General features: G+C 39.0%; 25 protein-coding genes. All 25 read right to left on the bottom strand.

Translation table 11 applies throughout. The features are described from left to right. Window positions 1–3: 3 nt before the first annotated feature. The 25 genes from B2727_RS05675 to prpC all read right to left on the bottom strand — a co-directional run bounded on the left by B2727_RS05675 (window position 4) and on the right by prpC (window position 25,594). Window positions 4–747, bottom strand: coding sequence for an alpha/beta hydrolase family protein (locus tag B2727_RS05675; protein ID WP_241345249.1), 744 nt, complete (start codon window positions 745–747; stop codon window positions 4–6). A 13-nt stretch (window positions 748–760) separates the two neighbouring features. Further along, window positions 761–3,592, bottom strand: a complete 2,832-nt coding sequence (locus B2727_RS05680) for a glycosyltransferase family 4 protein (RefSeq protein ID WP_241345248.1) — start codon at window positions 3,590–3,592, stop codon at window positions 761–763. Between the two features lie 52 nt (window positions 3,593–3,644). Then, the gene (locus B2727_RS05685) at window positions 3,645–5,672 is read right to left on the bottom strand and encodes a CgeB family protein (RefSeq protein WP_241345247.1); all 2,028 of its coding nucleotides are present in this window, start codon (window positions 5,670–5,672) and stop codon (window positions 3,645–3,647) included. 4 nt (window positions 5,673–5,676) lie between these two features. Beyond that, entirely contained in the window at window positions 5,677–6,906 is a 1,230-nt protein-coding gene (gene wecC, locus B2727_RS05690; protein ID WP_291348387.1) for a UDP-N-acetyl-D-mannosamine dehydrogenase, read from the bottom strand. A gap of 56 nt (window positions 6,907–6,962) precedes the next feature. Then, window positions 6,963–8,084, bottom strand: coding sequence for a non-hydrolyzing UDP-N-acetylglucosamine 2-epimerase (gene wecB / locus B2727_RS05695; protein WP_241345246.1), 1,122 nt, complete (start codon window positions 8,082–8,084; stop codon window positions 6,963–6,965). Between the two features lie 137 nt (window positions 8,085–8,221). Continuing rightward, window positions 8,222–9,898, bottom strand: coding sequence for a polysaccharide biosynthesis/export family protein (locus B2727_RS05700; RefSeq protein ID WP_241345245.1), 1,677 nt, complete (start codon window positions 9,896–9,898; stop codon window positions 8,222–8,224). Window positions 9,899–9,903: 5 nt separating this feature from the next. Then, window positions 9,904–11,004 (bottom strand): capsule biosynthesis protein, encoded by a 1,101-nt coding sequence (locus tag B2727_RS05705; RefSeq protein WP_241345244.1) that lies wholly within the window; start codon window positions 11,002–11,004, stop codon window positions 9,904–9,906. Next, entirely contained in the window at window positions 10,985–11,656 is a 672-nt protein-coding gene (locus B2727_RS05710) for an ABC transporter ATP-binding protein (protein WP_241345243.1), read from the bottom strand. Before B2727_RS05710 ends, B2727_RS05705 begins: the two co-directional genes overlap by 20 nt. Next, entirely contained in the window at window positions 11,653–12,474 is an 822-nt protein-coding gene (locus B2727_RS05715) for an ABC transporter permease (RefSeq protein ID WP_241345242.1), read from the bottom strand. Before B2727_RS05715 ends, B2727_RS05710 begins: the two co-directional genes overlap by 4 nt. 301 nt (window positions 12,475–12,775) lie before the next feature. Next, window positions 12,776–13,141 (bottom strand): ribonuclease E inhibitor RraB, encoded by a 366-nt coding sequence (locus tag B2727_RS05720; RefSeq protein ID WP_004801857.1) that lies wholly within the window; start codon window positions 13,139–13,141, stop codon window positions 12,776–12,778. A 136-nt stretch (window positions 13,142–13,277) separates the two neighbouring features. Then, window positions 13,278–13,751: a GNAT family N-acetyltransferase gene (locus B2727_RS05725; protein WP_241345241.1), complete on the bottom strand. Its 474-nt coding sequence runs from the start codon at window positions 13,749–13,751 to the stop codon at window positions 13,278–13,280. A 24-nt stretch (window positions 13,752–13,775) separates the two neighbouring features. Next, complete coding sequence (locus B2727_RS05730; RefSeq protein ID WP_241345240.1) at window positions 13,776–14,441, bottom strand: RluA family pseudouridine synthase; 666 nt, start codon at window positions 14,439–14,441, stop codon at window positions 13,776–13,778. Window positions 14,442–14,537: 96 nt separating this feature from the next. Next, complete coding sequence (locus tag B2727_RS05735) at window positions 14,538–14,990, bottom strand: hypothetical protein (RefSeq protein WP_241345239.1); 453 nt, start codon at window positions 14,988–14,990, stop codon at window positions 14,538–14,540. A gap of 570 nt (window positions 14,991–15,560) precedes the next feature. Then, complete coding sequence (locus B2727_RS05740; protein WP_241345238.1) at window positions 15,561–16,448, bottom strand: DMT family transporter; 888 nt, start codon at window positions 16,446–16,448, stop codon at window positions 15,561–15,563. A 143-nt stretch (window positions 16,449–16,591) separates the two neighbouring features. Continuing rightward, on the bottom strand, window positions 16,592–17,296 hold the full coding sequence (locus B2727_RS05745; RefSeq protein ID WP_241345237.1) for a DUF1003 domain-containing protein: 705 nt from the start codon (window positions 17,294–17,296) through the stop codon (window positions 16,592–16,594). 116 nt (window positions 17,297–17,412) lie between these two features. Beyond that, window positions 17,413–17,652, bottom strand: coding sequence for a DUF6868 family protein (locus tag B2727_RS05750; RefSeq protein ID WP_241345236.1), 240 nt, complete (start codon window positions 17,650–17,652; stop codon window positions 17,413–17,415). 135 nt (window positions 17,653–17,787) lie between these two features. Further along, on the bottom strand, window positions 17,788–18,489 hold the full coding sequence (locus tag B2727_RS05755; protein ID WP_241345235.1) for a hypothetical protein: 702 nt from the start codon (window positions 18,487–18,489) through the stop codon (window positions 17,788–17,790). Window positions 18,490–18,612: 123 nt separating this feature from the next. Continuing rightward, window positions 18,613–19,311 carry a hypothetical protein gene (locus B2727_RS05760; RefSeq protein ID WP_241345234.1) on the bottom strand — a complete coding sequence of 233 codons (699 nt, stop codon included), beginning with the start codon at window positions 19,309–19,311 and terminating at the stop codon, window positions 18,613–18,615. A gap of 72 nt (window positions 19,312–19,383) precedes the next feature. Next, the gene (locus B2727_RS05765; protein ID WP_241345233.1) at window positions 19,384–19,893 is read right to left on the bottom strand and encodes a GNAT family N-acetyltransferase; all 510 of its coding nucleotides are present in this window, start codon (window positions 19,891–19,893) and stop codon (window positions 19,384–19,386) included. A gap of 76 nt (window positions 19,894–19,969) precedes the next feature. Beyond that, complete coding sequence (locus B2727_RS05770) at window positions 19,970–20,545, bottom strand: DUF4126 domain-containing protein (RefSeq protein ID WP_241345275.1); 576 nt, start codon at window positions 20,543–20,545, stop codon at window positions 19,970–19,972. A 127-nt stretch (window positions 20,546–20,672) separates the two neighbouring features. Further along, entirely contained in the window at window positions 20,673–20,816 is a 144-nt protein-coding gene (locus B2727_RS05775; protein WP_004637424.1) for a zinc ribbon-containing protein, read from the bottom strand. A gap of 130 nt (window positions 20,817–20,946) precedes the next feature. Next, complete coding sequence (gene vapC, locus B2727_RS05780; RefSeq protein ID WP_241345232.1) at window positions 20,947–21,366, bottom strand: type II toxin-antitoxin system tRNA(fMet)-specific endonuclease VapC; 420 nt, start codon at window positions 21,364–21,366, stop codon at window positions 20,947–20,949. Beyond that, window positions 21,366–21,596 carry an antitoxin gene (locus B2727_RS05785; protein ID WP_171552354.1) on the bottom strand — a complete coding sequence of 77 codons (231 nt, stop codon included), beginning with the start codon at window positions 21,594–21,596 and terminating at the stop codon, window positions 21,366–21,368. Before B2727_RS05785 ends, vapC begins: the two co-directional genes overlap by 1 nt. Before the next feature lie 222 nt (window positions 21,597–21,818). Continuing rightward, the gene (gene acnD, locus B2727_RS05790; RefSeq protein WP_241345231.1) at window positions 21,819–24,437 is read right to left on the bottom strand and encodes a Fe/S-dependent 2-methylisocitrate dehydratase AcnD; all 2,619 of its coding nucleotides are present in this window, start codon (window positions 24,435–24,437) and stop codon (window positions 21,819–21,821) included. Beyond that, window positions 24,437–25,594 carry a bifunctional 2-methylcitrate synthase/citrate synthase gene (gene prpC / locus B2727_RS05795; RefSeq protein ID WP_005200876.1) on the bottom strand — a complete coding sequence of 386 codons (1,158 nt, stop codon included), beginning with the start codon at window positions 25,592–25,594 and terminating at the stop codon, window positions 24,437–24,439. The genes acnD and prpC overlap by 1 nt, the downstream gene beginning before the upstream one ends. Window positions 25,595–25,756 lie beyond the last annotated feature (162 nt).

The following is a 25,756-nucleotide window of genomic DNA, read 5'->3' on the forward strand; positions in this document are numbered from 1 at the left end:
AATTTAACCAGATTTTCGTTTCTCTAGCCACTCTACAATATCTTGCTCGTACTGATCAAATACCGCTATAGATTGTGCGACTGATCTATAAATACTATGACCATATTTGGGAGCAATTTCATAAAAATACATCAATCCTAAATGATTACATTTTTCGATAAATGCATTAGCCTGTTGCTCTAAATATTGATTGTAGTCAAACCGCGTTTGTGTAATAAAAAAACAAGGCATTTCTGACTTATTGATTGTTTGTAGCTTATTCAATAAATCCAATTCATCAACATCAGCACCTTCGAATACATTTGTGACATATTTCGCCATAATACCATCCGTATAAACTGTATTTTTTAGCTTTATTTGTGGGATATGTGCAAATACACCCTCCGCTTTACATTCAATACCATGAAATATTGCACCATAACCTCCCATCGAAGATCCCCAAAAATAAATCCTGTTGCTCCCAGTAATTTCTTTAATTTTTACGACTAATTGCTGCAATAATTCTTTAACAAAATAATCACCCTTTTCACCTAACCACCAGCTACCACTGTTATCTACACCGTAATTATCTATAGGGCAAACTACATTCCAGTTCTTATCCACAAAATTACTAGGCTTTGCATTAAAGGTATGTCCATGTAAAATAAACACTGTTTTAGCTTGCTGTGGGTTTTCTGCAGGCTTAAATGCAAAATATAAATGTCTACCTTGCTCATCTATAATAAAAGATAAATTGTCATTATTCATTTACTCATCCTCATTATATTTTTCGTAAGGTAACAGCATGACATTTTGTTAATTCTGACCAGGAATTTTCTTTTGCAATATTGATTCTCTCAATTTGTAAATTAGGCGATTCATGTAAACATTCATAAATAGATTTTTGCCATTCATCTGTATTACTGGCGACTCGTAGCAAAGGGGATGGCACATGATTCAATGCCGCCATCGGTGTTGAAATAACTGGTTTACCAGTAGCAAAGTATTCCCATAATTTTAATGGGTTAACTGCATCCATAGCATCATTAATTACAAAAGGAATAATTAAAATATCATAGCGATTTATAGCTGCCGCGCCTATTTCCCGTGTAACACGACCTGAAAAGTAAGTATTAGATAAACCCAGTAATGCTTCCATTTCTTGGTTTTCACCGATACGCTGTTTCTCAACTTGCCCATGGAAATAAAAATCAATTTCAGAATTCTGTCGGCAAACTTCATACATCAGTTGCCAGTTAAAGAAATCACTTAAATTTCCTAAATAGCCAATTGTTTTTCGACCAAAAGATTGCAATATAGGCATACGATATTTTTCAAAAATATCGTAAAAAACTCCATTTCCAACAATACTTGATGATTTACAAAATTGTTTTTTACGCTCACTTAAAATATCCGAAGTAAAAAACACATGATCTGCTTGCTGTAGAATACTCGGCTCTAAATGGGCAACAGCTTCATCAACAATACCTGTTTTAAAGTGCATCGTATATTCATCATAGACTTCATAAATAAACCTGTCAGAACCAACTCTAGTCCGTTGCTGAGGTTTATAAATCCAGTGAAGAACTTCTGTATTCGTTCCAAAAATATACTGAATCGCATGTTTACTTGCTTGATCATAATCAGCAATTCCTCCAAGGATACCTTGAGGCTGAGATTGCAGAAACCCAGAATTAATGATACATAATCTATATAAATTATTAGAAATAGTAGCTGGTTTTAAACTAAGAAAATCCTCCAACTCAACGTCACTATAAATTTTATTTTTCAATAACGTGTTGTAATGATTACCTGGCTCAACAAATAAAATATTAAATGATTCTTTTAGGTTTTCGGCTAATGCTTTAATCATTTCAGAACGATGGAATGTACTCCAACGTTCAATTGCCCAAACTACAAGAACTTTTTTATCTATTTTTTGATCGATTACGACTTCGTTATCATTCCGTTGGGATATATTAGTCAATTTCATTAATCGTGCAATATCTCGATACGAAGTCAAAATACTAGAATTTGCATTCAATGAATATTTTTGTCTTTGAAATAACTGGTCCGTATTAAAAAATATATGCTGTGCCTTTGAAAAAACTTGTTGCTCTTTTTCTTTTAGCTGCTCATTACTAGCATTATCTGTGTAAATATCATAAATAAATGGGCTACCAGCAACTAAGTAATCCATTTGATTTGGTTTAGATATCCAGTTTAGCACTTCATATTCAGGGAATAGATAGCTTATACTCGCTTTGACTGCATCTGGATAACTTTCAGAATTCTTAAGTAAAGGGTGTACAGTCACATCTGGTATCCATCCTCCAAATGGGATATTTAGGCTATAAATACCCTCTTTTATTTCATCATATTCTAATTTTGAATATTTTTTAATTTCATCCAATGTACATAATTTATTTTTGACTAATGTACTTGAATGATAGCCATTTTTAATAATTAAGATTTTGACTTGATCTTTATACTTTGCCTTTAGCGCCTCAAAAATTTCTTTTCTAAATAAATCTATCCAAGTTCCCATAGCCCAAACAACTAGCAATTTTGGGGGTTGATTACTATGATACTGAGCATTTGATAGATGTACCTGCTGTGGTACCGCACTTAATACCTCCAACCAATCATCAACAATTTTCTGAGGATGATAAACATCATATACATATTCTTTTACTTGATGTTGTAATATTTCTAAACTGTCTGACCTACGTGTGAAATCAATAAATTCAGCCGCACTGTAAGCATCCGTCATCAAAGGCATATTACGATACAATTGCTGAGCACCTGGCCAATTCCAAATTACAGGAATTGTTGAGGCTGCCATTCCTTCTGCAATTGCCATATGAAAGCTTTCAAAATCTGAAGGAGATAAAACGAAGCCCATCATTTGTAACCAATATTGAACATTGGCACCTGGCGGATCGAAAATAATATTGTTTCTGATTTCTGATTGATTTATTCTTTCATATACTTTCGTATAGTACTCTCTCTCTTTAGTTCTAGCCCATAACCAATCATATTCATATGGCTGTTTACCTTTAATATGTAAGGTATAGCGTTTATCTTTTTTATATAATAATTCAAATGTATCAACTGCCAAATCTAATCTTTTAGATTGTGGAGCCATCCCAATCATACCAAGATTAAATTCACATCCACCCATTTTTTTAAGATTATATTTATCTAAATCAATGAAATTTGGAATAACAGTAATAATTTCACTTGGGATATCAAATTTATTAGTGCAAATTTCAACCAGATGCTGTGCGACAAATATGAATTTATCGACATTATCAAAATCTATATGATTCAAATGGGTTGTATTTCTTTCTTGGCTATGCAACCTGACAATAAGTAATTGGTGCTTTTTTTTGTGTTTAGCTGCAAAGATTGCATTACCCAAAGCCCACTCGGCAACAATAATATCTGCCCAAGCCATTAATTCTAGAGTTTTTTGTTCATCATGACCGTCATGACCTTGCCACAAGTCTTCTTTAAAAATAAATTTCTCAGTTTTCTCTAAGTTATGCTGTAACGGGTACCAAAATTTTTGGTCATGCCCCATAACCAATACTTTTTTCTTCTGCATCATATTTACCTTCAAATCTTCATCAAATTTCTACAAGAATAGATCTCAAAATACATTAGATATCTATAGCTAAAAGGTGGGCAGTACGTTGTGAAAGATTCATTTTATAACTGAGTGAGGAAATATTTGCGCTATCAGCTAAAAATACTTCTGTGTTTTCTTCGAAATCGCTATGATTTAAGAATATAGAATACAAGTCCAATGTTTGACATTGAGTTAAATCAACCAACCAAGTATTTGGTTGCGCTTCGCTCATAAAATTATAACTATACTCATTTAGCACCTTTACTGGCTTCATAACAATAGGAAGTTTTTGATAATTAAATGAAAGAAGTAAATCTTCAATATAATGTGATCCATACTCATATTCACTCTTCATTTTCCCAAGATAGTTAATACCCTGTTCTAATAAATAAGAGTTAAAAAACTCTTGAGTAAATATTTTTTTATTTATTAACACATGCTCTTTTAGTATTTCTTTAGATAGACTAAATGCACGAGACTGAACTAGTAGTAACCTTTTTTCAAAAAAATCTTGATGTTGTTTCTCAAAAGATTCTATTATTTTTTCAGCTTGACTCTTGGAACCCACCAAAGCCATCACTGCAACAATTTTGTCTTTCTTTTCTATACAATTGGCTAAGCCAATTGTATTTAAAATTTCTCTGAAACGATGATCATAGGTATGTTTTTTAAATATACTTCTAATTCCAGCTAAACTTCTTCGTTTCCATTCCTGTTTATCAGTCATGAGTGTATGAATTGCTTCTTCTGCTTGCTCTGGCGTATCTACCACCCATACAATATCTTTTCCTAATATTTCCTCAATACCAATAGATTTTGTACTCACAACTGGCGTTCCACAAGCCAAAAGCTCAAAAATACGCCTAGAAAACATAGTTTTAGAGTTAGGAACAGAGTTTACATTGAGAAAAATTTTATATTCTTTATGTTTTTGACATAATTCTTCATAGCCTAAACTACCAATTACTGAGTTGGCTAAGGTTCCAGGGAATCTAAAATCTAGCGCTGTAGAGTTATAATTGCGATCATAAATCTCTAAACCAAATTTTTCAGCCGCTTGTAGTAGCATTAATTGATCGTTTTCTCTATCTTTAAACCGATTTGCATAATAACTCCCTGCAAAACAGATTTTTTCAATTCTTTTTGCCGAACCGATAGGGTTATGCAAAGATTTTTCTGCTGCAAATGGAAGTGCATATACATTTTTGCACCCTATTTTTTGATAAAGCTGAATCGCCTCTTCTGCTGTAGTAAATACATAATCAAATTTCTTTGCATTATGTATAAAGTGATCAAAATGGACAGGATCTTCTTTGTTCCAAAAAACAGTAGGTATATTTTTTTCTTTACTTATCGCCAACATATCATCCAACTCTGAACCAAGAGGATGGTTATATTTTGCTATTCGATATTGCCAACTTGCACCCTTACCTTTCCAAGCTGACTCCACAAAAATGAAATCGGGGTTATCTCGTTGCATAAGATAATACCAATTATCGGGCCTTGGCTCTAAAAGGTTAGCCTGTTGACTAAAACATACTCGGCTAAAGTCATCTAACACTGTAAGCACATTAAATTTACCATTTTTTTCTGGTTCCGGCCAACCTAGAATCGAAACCTTACCATTCTCTGGATATTTCTGCTCCGGAGTCTCAATTCCACTTGTTAATTTTTCGTCATAAGCTATTGAAGGAGTGTCTAATTGTTCTAGATATTTTTTTGATGATTGATCAGGTAAAACTTTTGTACTCTTTTTGATTTTTCTTTTTTGAGATAATGCTCTAAGCTCAATCAGCCTCGCTGGTAGTTTCTTAAGTTTATCGAGACTACGCGTTGATTCAAGAATTGCTTGCCCTAATTGAAAGGCAATCGTATATTGTTCATTTGGTGCTTTAAAATTGATGCCTTGACTAACAAGTTTTTCGTATTCTGCTTCATAAGTAATAAACAGTTCTACCATCTCCTCTTCAGAAAGATTAAGTTTCTGAGCTAATTTTTTTATCTTATTATCATCTGGATATAAATAGATTAAACGAAGTTTTTTTAAATTAAATTTCATAATTTTATCCTACAAAACTCATGACTACATCAGTTGAAAGTTGAATAAACTCTGTGTGCTTGACTAAAACAGCACAAACATCCGCTTGCTCTAAAGCTTCCTCTAAAGAAACTAAACGACCATTGATGATATCTGTAGGTAATTTCTGAATATGCGGCTCAACTAAAAATAACTCGACACTACCATTCAAGCCAAATTCTTTGGCAATTTCGACAGCTGGGCTTTCTCTTAGATCATCAATATCTGGCTTAAATGCAAGCCCCAATAGCGCTACCTTGGGTTTACGACCTAAAGGACCCAACTTCTCAATTTCATTTTCAATTTGTTGTATTACCCATTTGGGTTTGTAATCATTCACTTCACGTGCTGAACGTACCATTTTTGCCAACTCAGGTGTTTTGTTGACAATGAACCATGGATCTACAGCAATACAATGTCCACCGACACCAGCACCAGGTCTTAAGATATTCACACGAGGATGATGATTAGCAAGCTTAATTAACTCCCATACATCGATATCTAAGCTATCACAAATCAAAGAAAGTTCATTGGCAAATGCAATGTTGACATCCCGAAAAGCATTTTCTGTTAACTTAGTCATTTCTGCTGTACGGGCATTAGTTTCCAACAAATCACCTTTGACAAAGATGCGATAAATTTCTTTTGCTTTTCGAGTACATTCTGGTGTCATACCACCAATGGTACGGTTATTTTCAACCAATTCACGAATTACATGACCAGGTAAAACACGTTCTGGGCAGTAAGCAATATGCACGTCTACATCTACATCTACTTCGTGCTTTGGGAATTTAAGCTTTGGACGTAACGCCGATAGCCATTCCACCATTTGTTCAGTTGCACCTACTGGAGAAGTTGACTCTAAAATAATGATATTACCTGACTCAAGAACAGGTGCGATTGTGTTAACTGCCGCCTCAATATAGGAAAGGTCTGGCGTATAATCCTCACCTTTAAATGGTGTCGGTACTGCAATTAAGAAGGCATCCGCCTTTTCTGCATAAAGGGATGCTCTTAAATTTCCAGAAGAAACTACTTTTTTTACAATTTCTTCCAAACCTGGTTCCACAATATGAATCTTACCTTCATTGATAATATCAATCGTGTATTGATTTACATCAAGCCCTATAACTGTTGCCCCAGCATTCGCAAACATAGTTGCTGTAGGCAAACCGATATAACCTAAACCACTTACCGATATTTTGGCAGCTGACACCTATTCTCTCCATAATATTTAAAACAATTTTTACTATTCAATATAGTAAAATACAATTAATTAGACTGTTTTAAATAAGAAATGATTCTTTTGCATGCCTGTCCATCTCCATAAGGATTATGTGCAAGACTCATTTGCTGGTGTAATGCATGATCATCTAGTAATGCGGAGGTTTGCTGAATAATTAATTCTTTTGAGGTGCCCACCAATTTTACCGTTCCAGCTTCCACAGCTTCTTGGCGTTCTGTAGTATCGCGCATCACCAAAACAGGAATACCTAAAGATGGTGCTTCTTCTTGGATACCACCAGAATCGGTTAAAATGATATGGCTATGTTGCATAAGCCAAATAAACTGTACGTACTCTTGTGGCTCAATTAGTTTAATATTCTCAACACCATCAAGGTATTGATAAACAGGTTGCATCACATTCGGATTCATATGTACAGGGTAGACAAACTCGACTTCAGGATATTTATCCGCAAGTGCTTTAATCGCTTTACAGATATTCTCAAAACCTTCACCAAAATTTTCACGACGGTGCCCTGTAATCAAGACACGCTTTTTACTTAAATCTAGCATGTGAAAGTGTGAACGCATTTGCTGCTGTAACGTTTCATTATTATTTAATTGATCTTTCACATAAAATAATGCATCAATTACGGTATTACCAGTAATACTGATTTTACTATTGTTGATGTGTTCTTGGAGCAAATGGTTGGCAGAGGTCTCGGTTGGGCAGAAGTGCCATTTGGCAATTACACTGGTCAATTGACGATTGGCTTCTTCTGGCCATGGCGAGTAAATATCATAAGTACGTAAGCCTGCTTCAACATGACCCACATCAATCTTTTGATAAAAAGCCGCCATTGCTGTGCTCAGTGTAGTAGAGGTATCACCATGTACCAGAACCAAGTCTGGTTTGCAATCGACTAGGACTTCTTCAAGTGCCAACATCATTCTGGCATTTAACTCAGTTAAGCTTTGACCTACTTTCATGATATTGAGGTCATAGTCAGGTTGGATATCAAATACAGATAAAACGGAATCCAGCATTTGTCGATGCTGAGCTGTGATACAGACTTTTGTTTCAAAAAATGGATCTGCACTTAATAGCTTTACCAAAGGCGCCATTTTAATCGCCTCAGGTCTTGTTCCAAACACAACTAACACTTTCATACTTTCACCAAATTATTCAATAATTTATTTAAAAAATTATTGTTTCAACACCATATTCTATCAACATGTTTGTTTTAACCCTGACCCATTTATGCATCAGAGGATTATGCCCTATACATGCAACAATCAAATTATCCCTATAAATCCAATGCCACCTTGGCTGCTACCGCAATCTGGAACAATACTTGAGTAATCCCACGCGTTAATTCCACGACTTTGGTTTGTACTTTAGGAAGAACTAAAATTTCATCCCCCTGTTGAATCTTATAACGCTTACTGACCAGTTCAGACTCACCATTTTGATGAATCACCACCAGTTTTGATTTATTCGACTTCTGAGTAAAGCCACCGACCTGATCAATATACGATGCCGCAGTCATATTCGGTTGCCATACCACCCCATTCGGGAAAGTGACTTCACCGTGGATCATAATGACTGAGGTTTTTTCTGGAATATTTAGAATATCGCCATTTTCCAAAATCACATCATCAAAATCTTTAGGATTCAAGACCACTTGGCCTTTAGGCTGAATCGTACGGGCTTTGGCAATAAACTGTTTGACCAACTCGGCATCTTTTACGCGTAGATTAGCCTCTTCTTGCGTGGTAGAGCGTACAGAAAGTGTTGCTTCTTCAAGTTTATCTAAAGAAACGTTTAACATTTCCTTTTGTCGCTTAGCAACCGATGGACGGAAAAGCTGTAAGGCATCCATCTCTGATAGAGTATTTGGCTGAATCTGCTTCATGACTTCTGACAGTTTTGAACCATAAGGTAGTACCACTGCATGGGCACCATTATGTGCGCCCTCAATCCGTACCTGAATAGTGCCTGCAAAGCGATCCGCCGTAACAGTTAAAATATCCCCATCTTCAATCACCACATTATTGGCAGCAGAGAGTGGATAGTATTCACTGCGATACTCTGTACCCTGACGGCGCATAATACTGACATTGGTCGCGCCTGGTTTCAGTTTTGCTACTGATAACGCCTGAGCAACAGTGACTTCAGGAACGTTAAATTCAAAGTCATAGGCATTAAATACTTCACCCGACACCGAGAAGGTATGGCTACGCGGCGCTACCACAATTACATCGCCATCACGGAAGCTATAAGGCTGTAGTTTGCCTGCAATTAAAAAGTCATAGAGATTGACGTATTGCTTGAGCTGCCCATTACGCATAATGCGGATATCGACATAGCTACCACGTTGTGCATCAACTCCACCAGCACGGTCCAGATATGCCAGTACGCTATCATTGGCGACACCACCATAAGCACCAGGTTGATTCACAAAGCCGGTGACCATGACTTTCACGGGTTGCGACAGAACCAAGGCTGCATAGACGCCAACATTGGCGACATAGGTTTTACGGACATAGCCTTCAATCAAAGACTGCAGTCGGCCATTGGTCGTACCAGCCACTTTGACAGGTCCTACATTTGGAATAAAAATATTACCTTGCGGATCAACGGTTAACGTCCCAGCAAACTGATATGCGCCCCATAAGCGTAAATTAATATTATCACCAGGATTCAGCACATAGCTGTCATTAAAGGTTGAACCAGCTGTGCTGGCAAAGGCCCCTTTAAATAGCTGTTCACCAAACATCTTGGTTGCTGTTGGATATTTGAGTGCGCTACTGGGCGAAAGCCCAACCACCGATTGACTAGGTAGAATTGTATTATCTGTGGGATTAATATTTGCTTGTAAAAGATCCTGAGTTAATTCTTGTGGCAGAAGTGTCTTGGTATCGGCAGGAAAACTATGAAATGATGACATCGCAAGCGTACTGATGATTAATATCTTTTTCATTGTGCTTACTCCTTATGCTCACGGATAATCGAGTAAATCAACATCGTGATACCAAATAAAATATTTAAAACCAAGAAATATGTTGCGATTAGATAAAGAATACGTGGGTAAAGTGCATCTTGTGCTAGCTCTGGTGTTGAAATAACAACTAACTTCTTGAGCTTACGTGATGCATCCAAGCGTGCTTTTTCTAGTGAGGCTAAAGAAATCTTATATAAATCTGTAGAGAATTCCACATTGGCTTTTAATGCTTCAAAATCAGCCACGCTTTTATTCAGTTTACTGGTATTTGGTGAAGTCAATTTGGCATTTTCATCAGCAATTTGCTTTTGTACTGCTTCAATTTGACTGCGAATTGCCACCACCTGAGGTGCTGTTTCATTTAAATAACTTAAAGAGGTTCTTTCCTCTGTACGCAACTGTGCCAAGTTCGACTCTAGGCTAGCAACCACTGTTGCAACCGCTTGGGCTTGCGCCTGTGGGTCAAACATCTGGTTTTTATTTTGATAATCCAACAAAGTGTCTCGTGAAGCATCTAATTGTTCTTTCGCCTCATTCAATTGCTTTTCGGCAAATTTTAGTTGCTCTTCAGCAATTTGTTGTGAAAGATCATTAATAAAAGCTTCACTATTTTTTAGAATTTCTTGGTTGAGACGTAAGGCAAATTCTGAACTAAAGCCCTGTGATGCAATGGTCAACATCATGGTTTTTTCATCTAAGTCTACATTCACCCGGCTGTTAAAATACTTAACCAAATCCTCAACTGATGCATCTGAACTAAGCCCAAAAATAGGATCCGTTTGCATCATAAAAGCTTTACGTAAATTAAGCTTTTTATCGAGGATTTCCACCATATTACGGGACGTAATATAGGCGGTTAAAATATGTGCATCCTCACTATTAGTATTGCTGACACCAAGTAATGTACTAAGTCCTGTTGATGCAGAAGTGCCTGAGACCTCACCGACTTGTTTAACTAATAAGGTAGATTGAGAAACGAAACGCTCTTGAGCAAAAAAAACCAAATAAGCAATAATTAACAATAGCGGCAACATCACAATCATGATGTAACTGATCACTAGACCTTTATTTGTTATTGATCGCATATGCTTTATAGACCTCTATTGCTTCTGCAATATCTTCAAAAAATTCTGCTTGCCCGTTCCGCATTAAAAAAGCCACATCGCAATTGCGGGTTAAATCATTGAGATCATGGGATACCATAATAATATTGGATTTCTGTTTTAGCTCATCCAACAAAGCTTGGCTTTTCTTCCTAAAATTAGCATCACCCACGGCACCAGTTTCATCGAGCAAGTAATAATCAAAATTAAAAGCCATACTAAGGCCAAAACCAATTCGCCCCCGCATACCGGAGGAATAACTTTTAATTGGCATATCAAAGTATTTACCAATATCAGCAAAAGACTCCACAAATGCAATAACTTGATCCACTTCTTCTTCATGACTTAGATAGAGTCTAGCCACAAAGCGAACATTCTGGCGTGCAGTTAAGCTACCCTGAAAACCACCAGATAAAGCAACAGGCCAAGAAATAGTTTTATTGGTTACGACTTTGCCACTATCAGCAAAATCGATACCGCCAATAATTCTAAGTAAGGTACTTTTGCCTGCGCCATTTTTTCCTAAAATTGCTACACTTTTATTTTCTGGAAGTACAGCATGTAAATCTTTAAAGACGTAATGGCGCCCTTTTGGAGTTACATAAGACTTAGTCAAATTGCGAAGTTCGATCATTTTGACTTCACCATTTGTTGCTCAAATCGTTTATATAACAATAATCCTAAAAATATAGATCCAATAATCCATTCCAATACATATGTTAAAGAAACTCCTTGAACCAATGGATAATTTGGAGCAACCGCATGACGCATTAACTCTAATATGTGAATCACTGGATTCCATAGTAAATACTGCTGATATTCATATGGAATTAAGTGAATGCTATACACTACTGCAGACAAAAAATACAATATCAGAAAAAGCATTGGTATAAATTTATTAAGTTCCTGTGAAATATTACCAATCACCATAAAAACTAATGCTAAACCACAACTTAGTAAGCTTAACAGCACCCAACACCCTAATAATGCAGGGAGCGCCTGAAAACTGATATGAAATCCCAGCCAAAGTAACAATGCACTAAAAAATAAATAAGCAATAAAATGCAAAAATAGCTCTAGAAAACTACGAGCAATCAAAGTATCTATGGGTTTTACAGGACGATAGCTGAATAAGCCTTGGTTAGCTTGAACTGCACCTAAAGATTGGCTGACAGTGGTTCTAAATAAGAAAAAGGGAATGATGCCATTTACTAAGAAAACCTCAAATTCTATCCCTGGTATAACGTGGCTAAAACTCCCAAACAAAATCAACAAGAAACCAATATGCAAGGCGGGTTCAAGCAAAATCCATACATAACCAAGACGATATTGACCAAACCGGGTTTGCAACTCGCGTAAAAAAAGCGCACGAACTGCCGCATACATGACTTGCAGTCCGCCACGGGGTTTTAACCGTGGTAATCCTTTTAAACTGGATGTTTGCTCATCCATTCGACCCCCTGTTAGTGCTTAATCTTTGCACTAGCCTTATTTTGCAGCGAAGCTTAAATTATTTTTTCGAAAAGTTAAAGTTTCAAAATGTTCCATAATTTATGAATACGAGAAAGTTCTTCTATTAAAAAAATGTCAAATTACGGCACGGATTAGAGCAGAAGAGATCAGTAGATCACACAGATAACTAAAATACATATCTTTCAAAAAGTTATAAACCAAAAGTCAACCACCCCAATGTGCAAGGTAGGGAAAAATAGTGTAGTGAATTGTTATTTCAATAACAATTCACATAATTAAGTTACTCGTCTTCGTCGTAAATATAGCTCATACAACCCCAACCATCATACTCGCCATTGAACTCTTTGGCGATCTTGGTCATCCATTCTTCCAAGTCTTCAATATCTTCATACTCCAAAATCATGTTGACATGGATATTGAGCACCCAAAGATCAGAACCATCTGAATGGACTTCTTCCTGAAAAAGTGAAATTTTTTGTTCTTGGTGTAAAAGATGCAAGGCACATTTTTCAACCTGCTCTTGTTTTTCAAAAACAATCGAAAATTCGACTTCATGTGGCTCGTTGAGTTCATTACCATCTTCAACCATCTGCCATAGCACGTTGCCATTATCATTGTCTGGGAATTGGTCATAGTCGCGAGTCATATAAATATCCTTTGTTGTGTTTTGGACTTGATATTTGGCTATAGATTAACCGATTTTTATGTCATTTTTTAGACGGATTAATAGCAATATTGTAGTCAAAAAACGATCAAAGTAAACGTCCTGAGACTCCTGTGTCTCAACGTAATACGATGCCCAGTACGATCTGATCAAGGCAAGCTATGCCATTTTCATAGATCGGTTCTGCATAGTCTCTAAACACATCTCGCTCAATATGTGACAGACGAAATCCACATTTCTGATAAAGCGCCAATTGATCCAGACTGGAGTTGCCCGTTTTGACCCATAATGTTTGGATATTTTGTTCTCTGGTATTTTCAATGGCAAATTGAATCAAAGCTTTGGCAAGCCCCTGTTTTTGATAGCGTGAATCTACGGCTAGATTTTTAATTTCAGCTTGATCATCTGTTCTAAATAAACAAAGTTGCGCAATGATCTGTGCCTGATCATTCAACATGACGAACAGATTCGACTGCAATAAATAAGTTAAGACCTGCTGCCAGCTTGGATCAGCCTCTAATAAAAGTGGCTTTAATTGCAGTTGCTGTATCTCTGAGAGTGCTGTCCATTCAGACTGCTGAATCGAATACATGCGCTGGCCTATTTCTGGTCGTGTTTAGAACTTTAGCTCAGAATGGAGTTCAACTGCATGCTTTTTTAATGGATGTTGAAATGCCAAATAAGCCGCATGCAGCGCCATCCGTTTTAAATGAAATTTGGCAGGTTCAGGATGATAGAGTTTATCGCCCATAATTGGATGGCCGATGTGCATCATATGCACGCGTAATTGATGGGAACGGCCTGTGACTGGTTCTAAGCGAACACGACTTTGATCCGTTACTGCATCATATTGCATGAGCTGAAATAGGGTCTTAGCGGGCTTACCCAACTCAAAGTGCACCATCTGGCGCGGACGGTTTTCCCAATCGGTAATCAGCGGGACTTCCACAGTGCCCTCTGGCTGAATCTGTCCCTGTACTAAGGCCACATAGTATTTTTTGACAGTACGTGCCTGAAACATTTTACTAATGGCCACCTCTGCATCACGGTGTTTGGCAAACATGAGTAAGCCCGAAGTTGCCATATCCAGACGATGCGTGACTTTGGCAGCAGGGTATTTTTCTAAAACCCGTAAATAGGCACTGTCCTGATGTTCAGGTAAACGTCCCATCACTGACAATAGCCCAGCAGGCTTATTGATCACCAGCAAATCATCATCTTCATAGATGATCTCTAAAGGATCTTGTGGCGGTGTATAAATAAAATTGTCGTTTAGAGCCATGGCAACAGAACAAATGCAATCAGGTACAGGATGGGGAGTGATTATAGTTGCGCCAACGGCTTTCGCAACCGCTGATTTTCCTCATCACTGTCACAATCAAGACGGTGTTTTTAAGCCCTTGCCCAAACCTTGTTTATAGATCTCTTCTAATGTAGCAATGTCCCGATTTAAAAACGCAATCAAATAATCTTTGACACGCGCCAAGCTCAATTGTTTAAACGAAATACTGTCTTTGCTTTTACGTGTGACCAAACCAAACAGATCTTTTTTAGGAATAATGACTGGAATATCACTGTCCAGTTTGAATTCAAGCTGCTGTGACTTGGCATAGGCATCAAGGGTAATGGAAATGGTCTGTTCTGTCCGATGATCGCTGACAATAAAACTGGTATCGACACCATTGAGTTGTAATTGACGAACCAAGTGCTGACGCCAAGTCATCTCGTCAAACTTGGTTAAAATCGTTGCCAAATCAAAGCGACCAACATGATCGATGTCATTGTGATTCATTTGATGTGGATAGCGGATTTTAAGCTCGAACTCATTCATTATAGTGCTGACCTATAGCTGTGATTTTTTGATTTATTAATATAAAAATAATTATATCACTTTGTTTTTTAATATAAAAATATCGACTTATATTCACAATATTCAGATTACAGGATTGGTTTCACACTCAGTTTTAGTTTTATTGATCTAGTTTTTATTATTTTGATCGAATTATTGATGTTCTCTTCAATTAAATTTTTTAGGGTATCAAGGGAAAACAGAGGTTGTTTACTTCAACACCTATGACTTTGTAAGCCATAACCTTTGCCTATAAACTTTTGATCTATAGCGTCCTAAGCCGAATCGAGACCTTTTGGGTTCGTACACACTTGCTTTATAAGCATCGGTGCATGCTACTCTTTTCGATCCCTTTCACACCCTTGAGACATAGTTTAGGCAGATCACGGCGGGATTGTTTTCCTAAAAACTGCTATTTTTAGCAATCAATGAAATAATTTTGCATACTACATTACAAAAGTTAAAATATTTCCCATATCTAACAAAAAACTACGATTTATATTCCGATAAAATCAAATTTACATGTGTATTTTTTCAAATAGAGCTTCTCATCTAAGCCCAAATCACCATAATCGCTGCTACAATCACTAGCCACAGGCCTAAATGATCAGTTTTAGCGAGCTTTTCTTTAAAAAAGAAGGCTGAGATTAATAAACTGAATAGAATTTCGACCTGACCTAGCGTTTTCACAATCGCCACAGTCTGCATACTCATGGCACTAAACCAGCCGACGGACGCCAAAAAGCTACAGATACTCACTCTTAAGGTTAAGCCAACACGTTGCCACATTTTAAACAATGTCGGGCGGCTGAAAAATCCGAGATAGACCAACAGCACGATACATTGAAAGCTGATTAGGCTGCACAATACCCATGCAGCGCGATGCAAGAATGGCAACATGCTCAGTTCTAAACTGGCTTCGCGCACCAATAAAGAGGTAATGGCAAAACACAGGCCACTCCCGAGCCCAATCATCAAGGTTTTAAAGGACAGATCGGACTGTTGCTTGCCTTTACTGAGTAAAAATACCGCAAGCCCTCCAATCACCACCCCAATCCAACCCCAAGTACTGAGATGTTCCTGTAAAAATAAAACACCAACTAGAGCTGCCAAGATCGCTTCACTTTTGGCCAGTCCCACCCCAATGGCATAGTTCTTTTGTTGAAACAGTTTGACCATCAATGCTGTGGCATAGATCTGACTAATGCCTGCAATCACGATATACAGCCAGAATTTATCGGAAAAATGCACTGATGCTGTAACCGGTTGATGCCAATAGAGAAAGGCCAAATAGCTAAATGCAAAGATCGGTGAAAAGATAAATCTCGCGAGTGTGGTGCCATAGACATCCACGCTGGTACTGAGTTGTTTTTGAAATGCATTGCGCCAAGCCTGCATAAATGCAGCCATGAGAGTAAATAGAATCCAAGTAAGCATCATAAGCTTGAACGCAATATTATAATTGCCGCTAATTTACGCTGTTCTGACTGGTTTTTCGATGGCAATCTTCAGACTCAGCTGTCCGACCTCAGATTTCCTAGCGAAAATCGCGAATTGGCATAACGATTGTTTCAATCGACCTGCTATGATTTCTTCTTGCTCATTTCAGTCAGTAAGTCGAGCTGTATTTCCTGAATTTTTGCCAGTCTATCCCATTGATGCATGAGCAGATGATCCATTTTCTCATGTAAATTATGGATTTCCAGCTCTGCTTTGAGATTCACCTTGTAGTCATTTTCTGAGCGTAAACGGTCTTTAGCTTCCTGACGGTTTTGGCTCATCATAATAATCGGGGCTTGTACTGCAGCCAAACAAGATAAAATCAGATTCAACAGAATAAAGGGATAAGGGTCCGCAGGATGTTTGACCATAACCACGGTATTGACCAAAATCCAAATCGCCAGAAAAGCGGCAAAACAAATCAGAAAGGTCCAACTGCCACCAAATGACGCGATTTTATCTGCCAATCGTTCACCTAAGGTCCAATCTTGATCAAATTTAGTTTCTATATTCTTATTAATTAAATCATGATGTTGCATACTCTGTAATACATCATTCTCCAAATTTGAAACCTCACCTTGTTCTGAGTTTAGCAGTGAATGGACATATTGCATTCGATACTTGGTTAAATCGGGTAGACAAATATAATCCTGCAAAGTCCATTCAGGATAATCCTGAGCAATTTCTTCTGTAATGACCCGACGTAGCGTTCCAAGTGGGATCAAATTTTTGATAGAAAAGCTTTTTTTACAAATGATGCAGTTTTGACACTCTGTTTTCCCATTCATGCCCTATCCTCTCTTTGTGAGATTTATTCATTGATCTGGTTATTGTTATTAAATTTTATCCTGCGGCATCGAGTTGCCCATGATGCTTTTGTAAGCTTAAGCCGAAAGATCATATTCTAGAGCAGCTTTAAAGCAAGATAAGGCGCGAGACCCAATAATAAGATACCGATTTTATAGATTGCCATCCCGCTGTAATGAATCGCATCAAATTGCTGTTCAGACAATTTGAACCAATGCCCATGCAACCGTTTGATCGAATCTTTTGCAAAAATAAAAGCCAAAAACCAGATAATTAAAACGATATAATTCAAGATCGCCGTATAAAGAAAAAATTGTGTAAGTTGGAAAGTATTCATGTCGATTTCCCTCTATTTTTTATAGTTGTTATTTTAAGCACCTTTTATGATACAAAACTTAAAATACTTCCCCAATGCTCGATGCTTTATACAAATCCAATAGGCGGCAACAATCATCAAAATAATCACCAATTTTTAAAAACTTAAATCATCAAAGTCCTTTATTTTGGATAGATAAATCGGCACCTGATTGATTTTGCTCCATGTTTCTTTAAACCGTGGATCTTGTTCTGGGTCTTGGCTTAAATTTTCACGAAAAACTTTTTTGCCTGTTAAAAAATTAATACTGGTTTCACTTTGAATGAGTGGACCATGATTGCTTGAATTATCATAACCAATCAGGCGCAGATCATTGCCTTCCAAGCGAAATAGATAACGCCAATAACCATAACGTCCATGCGAATAATAAACGCTCAGCAGATTATTTTTAATTTCCATCCATAGCTCGGGTGGGAAATAGACACCGCCATCTTCATTTTCAGAGCTAAAACAATTGAGATTGCTGACAATAGCTTTGTATTTGCCTTTTTCATTCAGCAATACAATCACACCGCGACGGTTACGATCTAAATGTCCATAATATTCATGTTCAACCAAGGCTTTGGGATCGGTGGCTTTGACGATCAGCACCACATCCTTCAAGCCATCTTTATTCAGATCGCCTTCAATCGCTTTAAAGAGTTGGTATTTTGCAGGGATATAGGCTTGATAGGTGACTTTATCTTGACCTAATTTAATTTCTTCCTCTGTCGGTTGTTCTTGGGCAAAGCTGACTTGCGGCAATGCAGATAGGCTTAAAAAGCCGAATAAGGCGGCAATGAGTTGAGTCTTTATCATCTTTTTATCTCATCATTCAGGTGGTTATTGATGCTATTTCTTTTATAAACAATGACTGAATTTCTCTTGGCATTTTGCGCGAATTCAACCTGCGGCAACAATCTTCAAACTCATGACCCGTCCTTAAAAACTTAAATAATCAAACTCTTTAATTTTCGATAGATAGATTGGGGCTGGATTAATTTTACTCCATTTCTCCTTAAATTTTGGCTCACCTTCAAAGTCTTGACTTAAATTGTCACGAATAACTTTCTTTGCTGTTAAAAAGTTAATACTGGTTTGGCTTTCAATATAAGGCCCATGATTGCTTGAATTGTCATAACCAATCAGACGTAGATCATTGCCTTCCAAGCGAAATAGATAACGCCAATAGCCATAGCGTCCATGGGCAAAGTGTACATTCAGCACATTATTGTTAATTTCTAAGCGTATATCAGGGGCGAAATAAACACCACCGTCTTCATTTTCCGAGTAAAAACAACTTAAGTTACTGACAATTGGCTTGTATATGCCTTTTTCACGGAGCAATACAATCACGCCACGGCGGTTAATATCGATACGACCACGGTACTCATGTTCAACAAAATCTTTGGGATCGGTTGCTTTCACCGTCAGCACGACATCGTTTATGCCATCTTTATTCAAGTCACCTTCAATGGCTTTAAATAAACGATATTTTGCAGGGATATAGGCTTGATACGTGACTTGGTCTTGGCTTAATTTAAGCTCTTCCGCTGTTGGTTGTTCTTGAGCAAAGCTGAGTTGTGGCAGTATCGCTAAGCCTGATAATACGAATAATGCGGCAATCACTTGAGCTTTCATAAGTCCACCATTTTTGATATGGAATGATATTGATACCCAATATCCGCTTCCAAATAATCAAACTAAGATTTCCTATATTGTTTTATTTAAGACATATCTTTGAATCACTTGATCTAAAGTAATTTCAGAATGCAGACAACCGCTATTTGCTTGAATCACTTTTGCAGAAGCCAGATTGGCTTTATAGCAATGTATATGCAATTGCGTTAAGCCCAATCCCCATGCTTCCTGAATAGTAAGTTCCAGCAACTTAGCGCCAAAGTTTTGTCTGCGTCTAGAAGGACGAATCCCTAAACCAACATGCCCACCACAATATTTAATTTCTGCATTGAGCTGAGGTCGTAAATTAGATACCCCGATAATTTCATTATCGTCTACTAACCAATAGGTCATATTGGCAACATGTCCCTCTTGTAAAGACTGCCCTTTTTCATATTGTTCTAATTTATGCAAAAACTTGTCAAAATCTGTGTGATCAAAGTCTAGTGTTAGTGGATAACGTTCTTCATCAGCAAGTTCATTAATATAGTCGTTATAACTCTGTTTAAACCTTGCGTGAGGTTTTACCAAACGAAGTGACATCTACTCATTACTCCTAAAGAAGCGTTTTTATTATCTGTATTCACAATATAAAAATGATAGATTTGAAAATATAAGCTTATAGTGAATGAGTGACTTGCTCTTGGCGTTTTGAACGAATCCAGCGTGCAGCAATGATAATAAAAATAATCACCAAGACCGTAATCACCACAGGCATGATAAAAGCCAAAATCGACAATACGATTGAGCCAATCAACTCACCGGTCGAGATCACAAAATTCCCCAGCCCACCTGTGGTTGCCGTCGAAACCCCACGTGCCGCAACCGTACTCATTTGCACCACACCTGCGGTTCCGCCACCGACAATCAGTGCCGCGGCCCAAGTGGCAAACTGGGACATTTCACCACTGCTCACCGCCATCGTTGTGACCGTTCCTGCGACCACAGCCGCAGGTGTCGCAATGGTATCTAATAAGTTATCTACCCACGGTACATAATAGGCTGCGATTTCACAAATCGTGGCAAAACCCAGTGCCAGACATACTGATGGGATGGCTAACCACTCAAAGCCTTGAGCAGGTTGATACCATCCCATTAAGGTGGCAATGCTCATCGCCAATAGCGGCACAAAGACACGAAAACCACAAGCTGCGCTGAGTCCAACGCCAATACAAAGTCCTAAAATTGTTTCCATCATGGATTACCTTTCTATGCCTATGACAGGTCTTGTTATTTACATCTTATTTTTAAGGTAACAAAAAGCCCTATCAAGGGATAGGGCTTTTATTCAAACAGTGGGTAACTGTTTGGTATTTTGCGGCTTAGGCATTCTTACTGTTGAATTGATTGCCAAGGCATTTGGTACACGGAGGTAAACGATCAGTACCAATTTCTAAATAGGTGCGGTGTCCGCATTGAACACAAAAATAGAAGCCTGTTCCAGGTTTTTCGCCAGCAGTGACCATCTTTGCTCTCCATAGATTTTAGAAATGGTACATATACTATAGCGTGATAGTTTTGATTATTTATTGACCTTTCCGACAAGTGGTGATGTCGGAAAAGTGAAGAATGATGCTTAATTAAAATTTAAACGAGTTATAAGGGATTCGATACCCAATTTTCCACACGCAATCCATCAACACGTAAAAACTCTTTTTCATTATTGGTGACCATTACCCAATTATTTGCTCTGGCGTGCGCTGCAAGCCATAAATCATTAGATCCAATGATCTGACCTTTAGAAGAAAGCGCTTGACGTATTTGCGCATAATGATCCGCAACATATTCATCTAATTCGGCAACTTGAATCATTGAGGTAAACTCATCAATGACTTTTAATGCTTTTTCTTTGCTTTGACTTTTTTCAGCACCAAAACGTAGTTCGCCCAAGCTAATCACCGAGATTAAAATATTCCGATTGGGAAGATGTTTTTCAAAATGCTGGCGGACACTTTCAGGCTGATGTTTGCTGATATAGATACAAATATTGGTATCCAATAAATATTGTGTCTGCATTAGAATTCTTCTCGTTCTTGTGGTGGTTGATCCACTCTTTCTTCTGCATAAAAATCATCTGGCATTTGTGCCAATACATTGAATAAGCGTTCCGCGGTAATTGGCTTTTCACGTAGGATCACTTCATCACCACGGCGAAATATTTCAACTTCTGCGCCTTCAAATCGAAATTCTTTAGGTAAACGAATCGCTTGACTGCGGCCGGTCATAAAAACTTTTGCGGTCGACATTGTCGCTACTCCAACCATTCTGGTATATACCTTATGATAGATACTATTTGATCACTTTAGCAACAACATTTTATCAAAATAGATAAAGCCAAACCTAGCTAAATGCTTAACGTCATTCATCCTCAAAATTTAAAAAAAGATTAAGCCAGATTTCTTTTATATATAAAAATAAAAGACCCTACACGAAGTAGAGTCTTTTTATCACAATCTCGATCTAAGGCATCAAGCCACTTGACCTTCTAAAAAGTCTTGTGCAAAACGCTGTAATACCCCACCCGCTTCATAAACAGAAACTTCTTCTTCTGTATCTAGGCGACAGGTTACAGGCACTTCAACGATCTCTTCTTTACCATCCGCTGTAGCACGCTCAATCACTAAAGTTAAAGTTGAACGTGGCGCAATATTACCAATCACGCTATACAGCTCAGTACCATCCAGCTTTAAAGTTTTACGGTTTACACCAGCTTTAAACTCAAGCGGTAAAACACCCATACCCACTAAGTTAGTACGGTGAATACGCTCAAAACCTTCGGCAACAATCGCCTCAACCCCTGCAAGACGAACACCTTTTGCTGCCCAGTCACGGCTTGAACCCTGTCCATAATCCGCACCCGCCACAATGATTAACGGTTGCTTACGATTCATGTAGGTTTCAATCGCTTCCCACATCCGCATCACTTCGCCTTCTGGCTCGACACGCGCTTTTGAACCTTGTTTAATGCTGCCGTCTGAACGAACCACCATTTCATTAAACAGTTTCGGGTTAGCAAATGTGGCACGTTGTGTGGTTAAGTGATCACCACGATGGGTTGCATAAGAGTTAAAGTCTTCCTCAGGCACACCCATTTTCGCCAAATATTCGCCAGAAGCACTGTCTAACACAATCGCATTCGATGGAGACAAGTGATCGGTAGTGATGTTGTCACCCAAGATCGCAAGCGGACGCATGTTAGCTAAAGTACGTGGTGCAGCCAACGCCCCTTCCCAATATGGAGGACGGCGAATATAGGTACTCATTGGACGCCAATCATATAGTGGGCTCGCAGCTTCTTCATTAACACCCAAATCAAACATCGGAATGTAGATTTTACGGAACTGTTCAGGTTTCACGGCTTCTTTGACGAGCGCATCAATTTCAGCATCCGAAGGCCAGATATCTTTCAGATAAATTGGATTGCCATCTTTGTCATTTCCAAGCGAATCTGTTTCGATGTCAAAACGAATGGTTCCTGCAATCGCATAGGCTACAACCAACGGCGGAGATGCCAAGAACGCTTGTTTTGCGTATGGATGGATACGGCCATCAAAGTTACGGTTACCCGAAAGTACTGCAGTCGCGTATAAGTCACGCTCAATGATTTCTTGTTGAATCACGGGATCAAGTGCGCCTGACATCCCATTACAGGTGGTACATGCATAGGCGACGATACCAAAACCAAGTTTCTCAAGATCACCCAACACACCCGCTTCTTCTAAATACAGCGCAGCTGCCTTAGAACCTGGTGCAAATGATGATTTCACCCAAGGTTTACGTACCAAGCCCAGCTCATTGGCCTTACGTGCCAATAGACCAGCAGCAACCGTGTTACGAGGGTTTGAGGTATTGGTACATGAGGTAATTGCAGCAATAATCACGGCACCATCAGGAATTAAACCTTCTGCTTCTTGTGCCTTGGCAAGATCCAAATTCCCTGCAATGCCTTTGGCTTTCAAATCAGCCGTAGAGACACGTGCATGCGGGTTTGATGGCCCTGCAATGTTACGAGTCACCGTTGAAAGATCAAAACGAAGTACACGTGGGTACTCAGCTTTGGTCATATCTGATGCCCAAAGACCGATTTCTTTTGCATACTGCTCAACCAAAGCCACTTGCGCATCTTCACGGCCCGTCAAGCGTAAATAGTCGATGGTGTTCTGGTCGATATAGAACATCGCCGCAGTTGCGCCATATTCAGGCGTCATATTTGAGATGGTGGCACGGTCGCCTACCGACATGCTGTCAGCACCTTCACCAAAGAACTCTAGGTAAGCACCAACGACACGTTCTTTACGCAAGAACTCAGTCAATGCCAACACGATATCCGTTGCAGTAATGCCTGCTTGACGCTGACCTACAAATTCAACCCCGATGATGTCTGGAAGACGCATCCAAGACGCGCGGCCAAGCATCACGTTTTCAGCTTCTAAACCACCCACACCGACTGAAATCACGCCAAGCGCATCGGTATGTGGCGTATGTGAATCGGTACCGACACAAGTATCCGGGAATGCCAAGCCGTCACGATTTTGAATCACTGGAGACATTTTCTCCAAGTTGATCTGATGCATGATGCCGTTACCCGCAGGGATCACGTCAACATTTTTAAAAGCGGTTTTAGTCCACTCAATAAAGTGAAAACGGTCTTCGTTGCGACGGTCTTCGATTGCACGGTTTTTCTCAAACGCGTCTGGGTCAAAGCCACCGAATTCAACTGCCAAAGAGTGATCCACGATCAACTGGGTTGGAACCACAGGATTCACTTTGGAAGGATCACCGCCTTTGTCTGCAATCGCATCACGCAAACCAGCAAGATCTACCAATGCGGTTTGACCCAAGATGTCATGACAGACCACACGTGCTGGATACCATGGAAAATCGAGATCCTGACGGCCTTCGATCAACTGGATTAAATAGGCCGTTAAATTCTCGGCATCCGCTTTACGCACCAGCTGTTCAGCGAGTACTTTCGAGGTGTATGGCAGCTTTTCGTATGCGCCTGGCTGAATATCTTCAACGGCTTGACGCACGTCATAATATTCGAGCTGGGTACCTGCCAGCGGTTTACGATATTTTGTGTTCATTAACCACGCTCCGCCAATGGTTTGAATTCAAGATTTTCAGGGCCAGTATAGTTGGCACTTGGACGAATGATTTTGCCATCCTGACGCTGTTCAATCACGTGTGCAGACCAGCCCGCTGTACGTGCAATCACGAATAATGGCGTGAACATTGCTGTTGGTACACCCATCAAGTGATAGCTCACCGCACTGAACCAGTCGAGATTCGGGAACATGTTCTTCACTTCTTTCATCACCGCTTCTAAACGTTCAGCGATCAGATACATCTTGGTATTTTCTTGCGCTTCAGCAAGTTCACGCGCCACTTGCTTAATCACTTCGTTGCGTGGATCAGAAACGGTATAGACCGGGTGACCAAAACCGATTACCACTTCTTTTTTCTCTACACGACTACGAATGTCGGCTTCTGCTTCATCTGCATTGTCATAACGTTGTTGAATCACGAACGCCACTTCATTGGCACCACCATGTTTAGGGCCACGCAGCGCACCGATACCGCCTGTGATTGCCGAGTACATGTCTGAACCTGTCCCTGCAACGACACGAGAGGTAAATGTAGATGCGTTAAACTCATGCTCTGCATATAGAATCAATGAGGTGTGCATGGCTTGAATCCATTCTTCCGATGGCGCTTCACCATGCAATAGATGCAAGAAATGCGCAGCAATCGAATCATCATTGGTTTCAACTTCGATACGACGACCATTGTTGCTGAAGTGGTACCAGTACAACAACATTGAGCCTAAGCTTGCCATCAATTTATCAGCAATGTCTTTTGCGCCGGCTTCGTTATGGTCTTCGTGTTCTGGGGTTAAGCAACCCAATACAGATACACCCGTACGCATCACATCCATTGGGTGTGCAGATGGTGGCAGTTGCTCTAGTGCGGTTTTCAATGCTGCGGGTAAACCACGGAGTGCTTTTAATTTTGCTTTATAGGCTTTGAGTTCGGCTTTGTTTGGGAGTTTGCCGTGTACAAGAAGGTGTGCCACTTCTTCAAATTGGCTGCCGACGGCAAGGTCAAGAATGTCATAGCCGCGGTAGTGTAAGTCGTTTCCGCTGCGGCCTACGGTACAGAGTGCAGTGTTGCCTGCGACTTGTCCGCTGAGTGCAACTGATTTTTTTGGTTTGAAGCCTGTTGGCGTTTCATTACTGCTCATAAGATTGTCCTTTTTATATATCCTTAGGTGAATTTCGTAGCGGTGTCATACCGAACTCTCATCTTATTTGAGGATAAGCCTTCGGCTGGACTTACTTTTGATGGATCAAAAGTAAGCAAAAATCCTTTGTTGGCCTGACGGTACGTCCTTGCTACCGCAGCC

Source organism: Acinetobacter sp. UBA991, from assembly GCF_002292065.1.
GTDB lineage: Bacteria > Pseudomonadota > Gammaproteobacteria > Pseudomonadales > Moraxellaceae > Acinetobacter > Acinetobacter higginsii.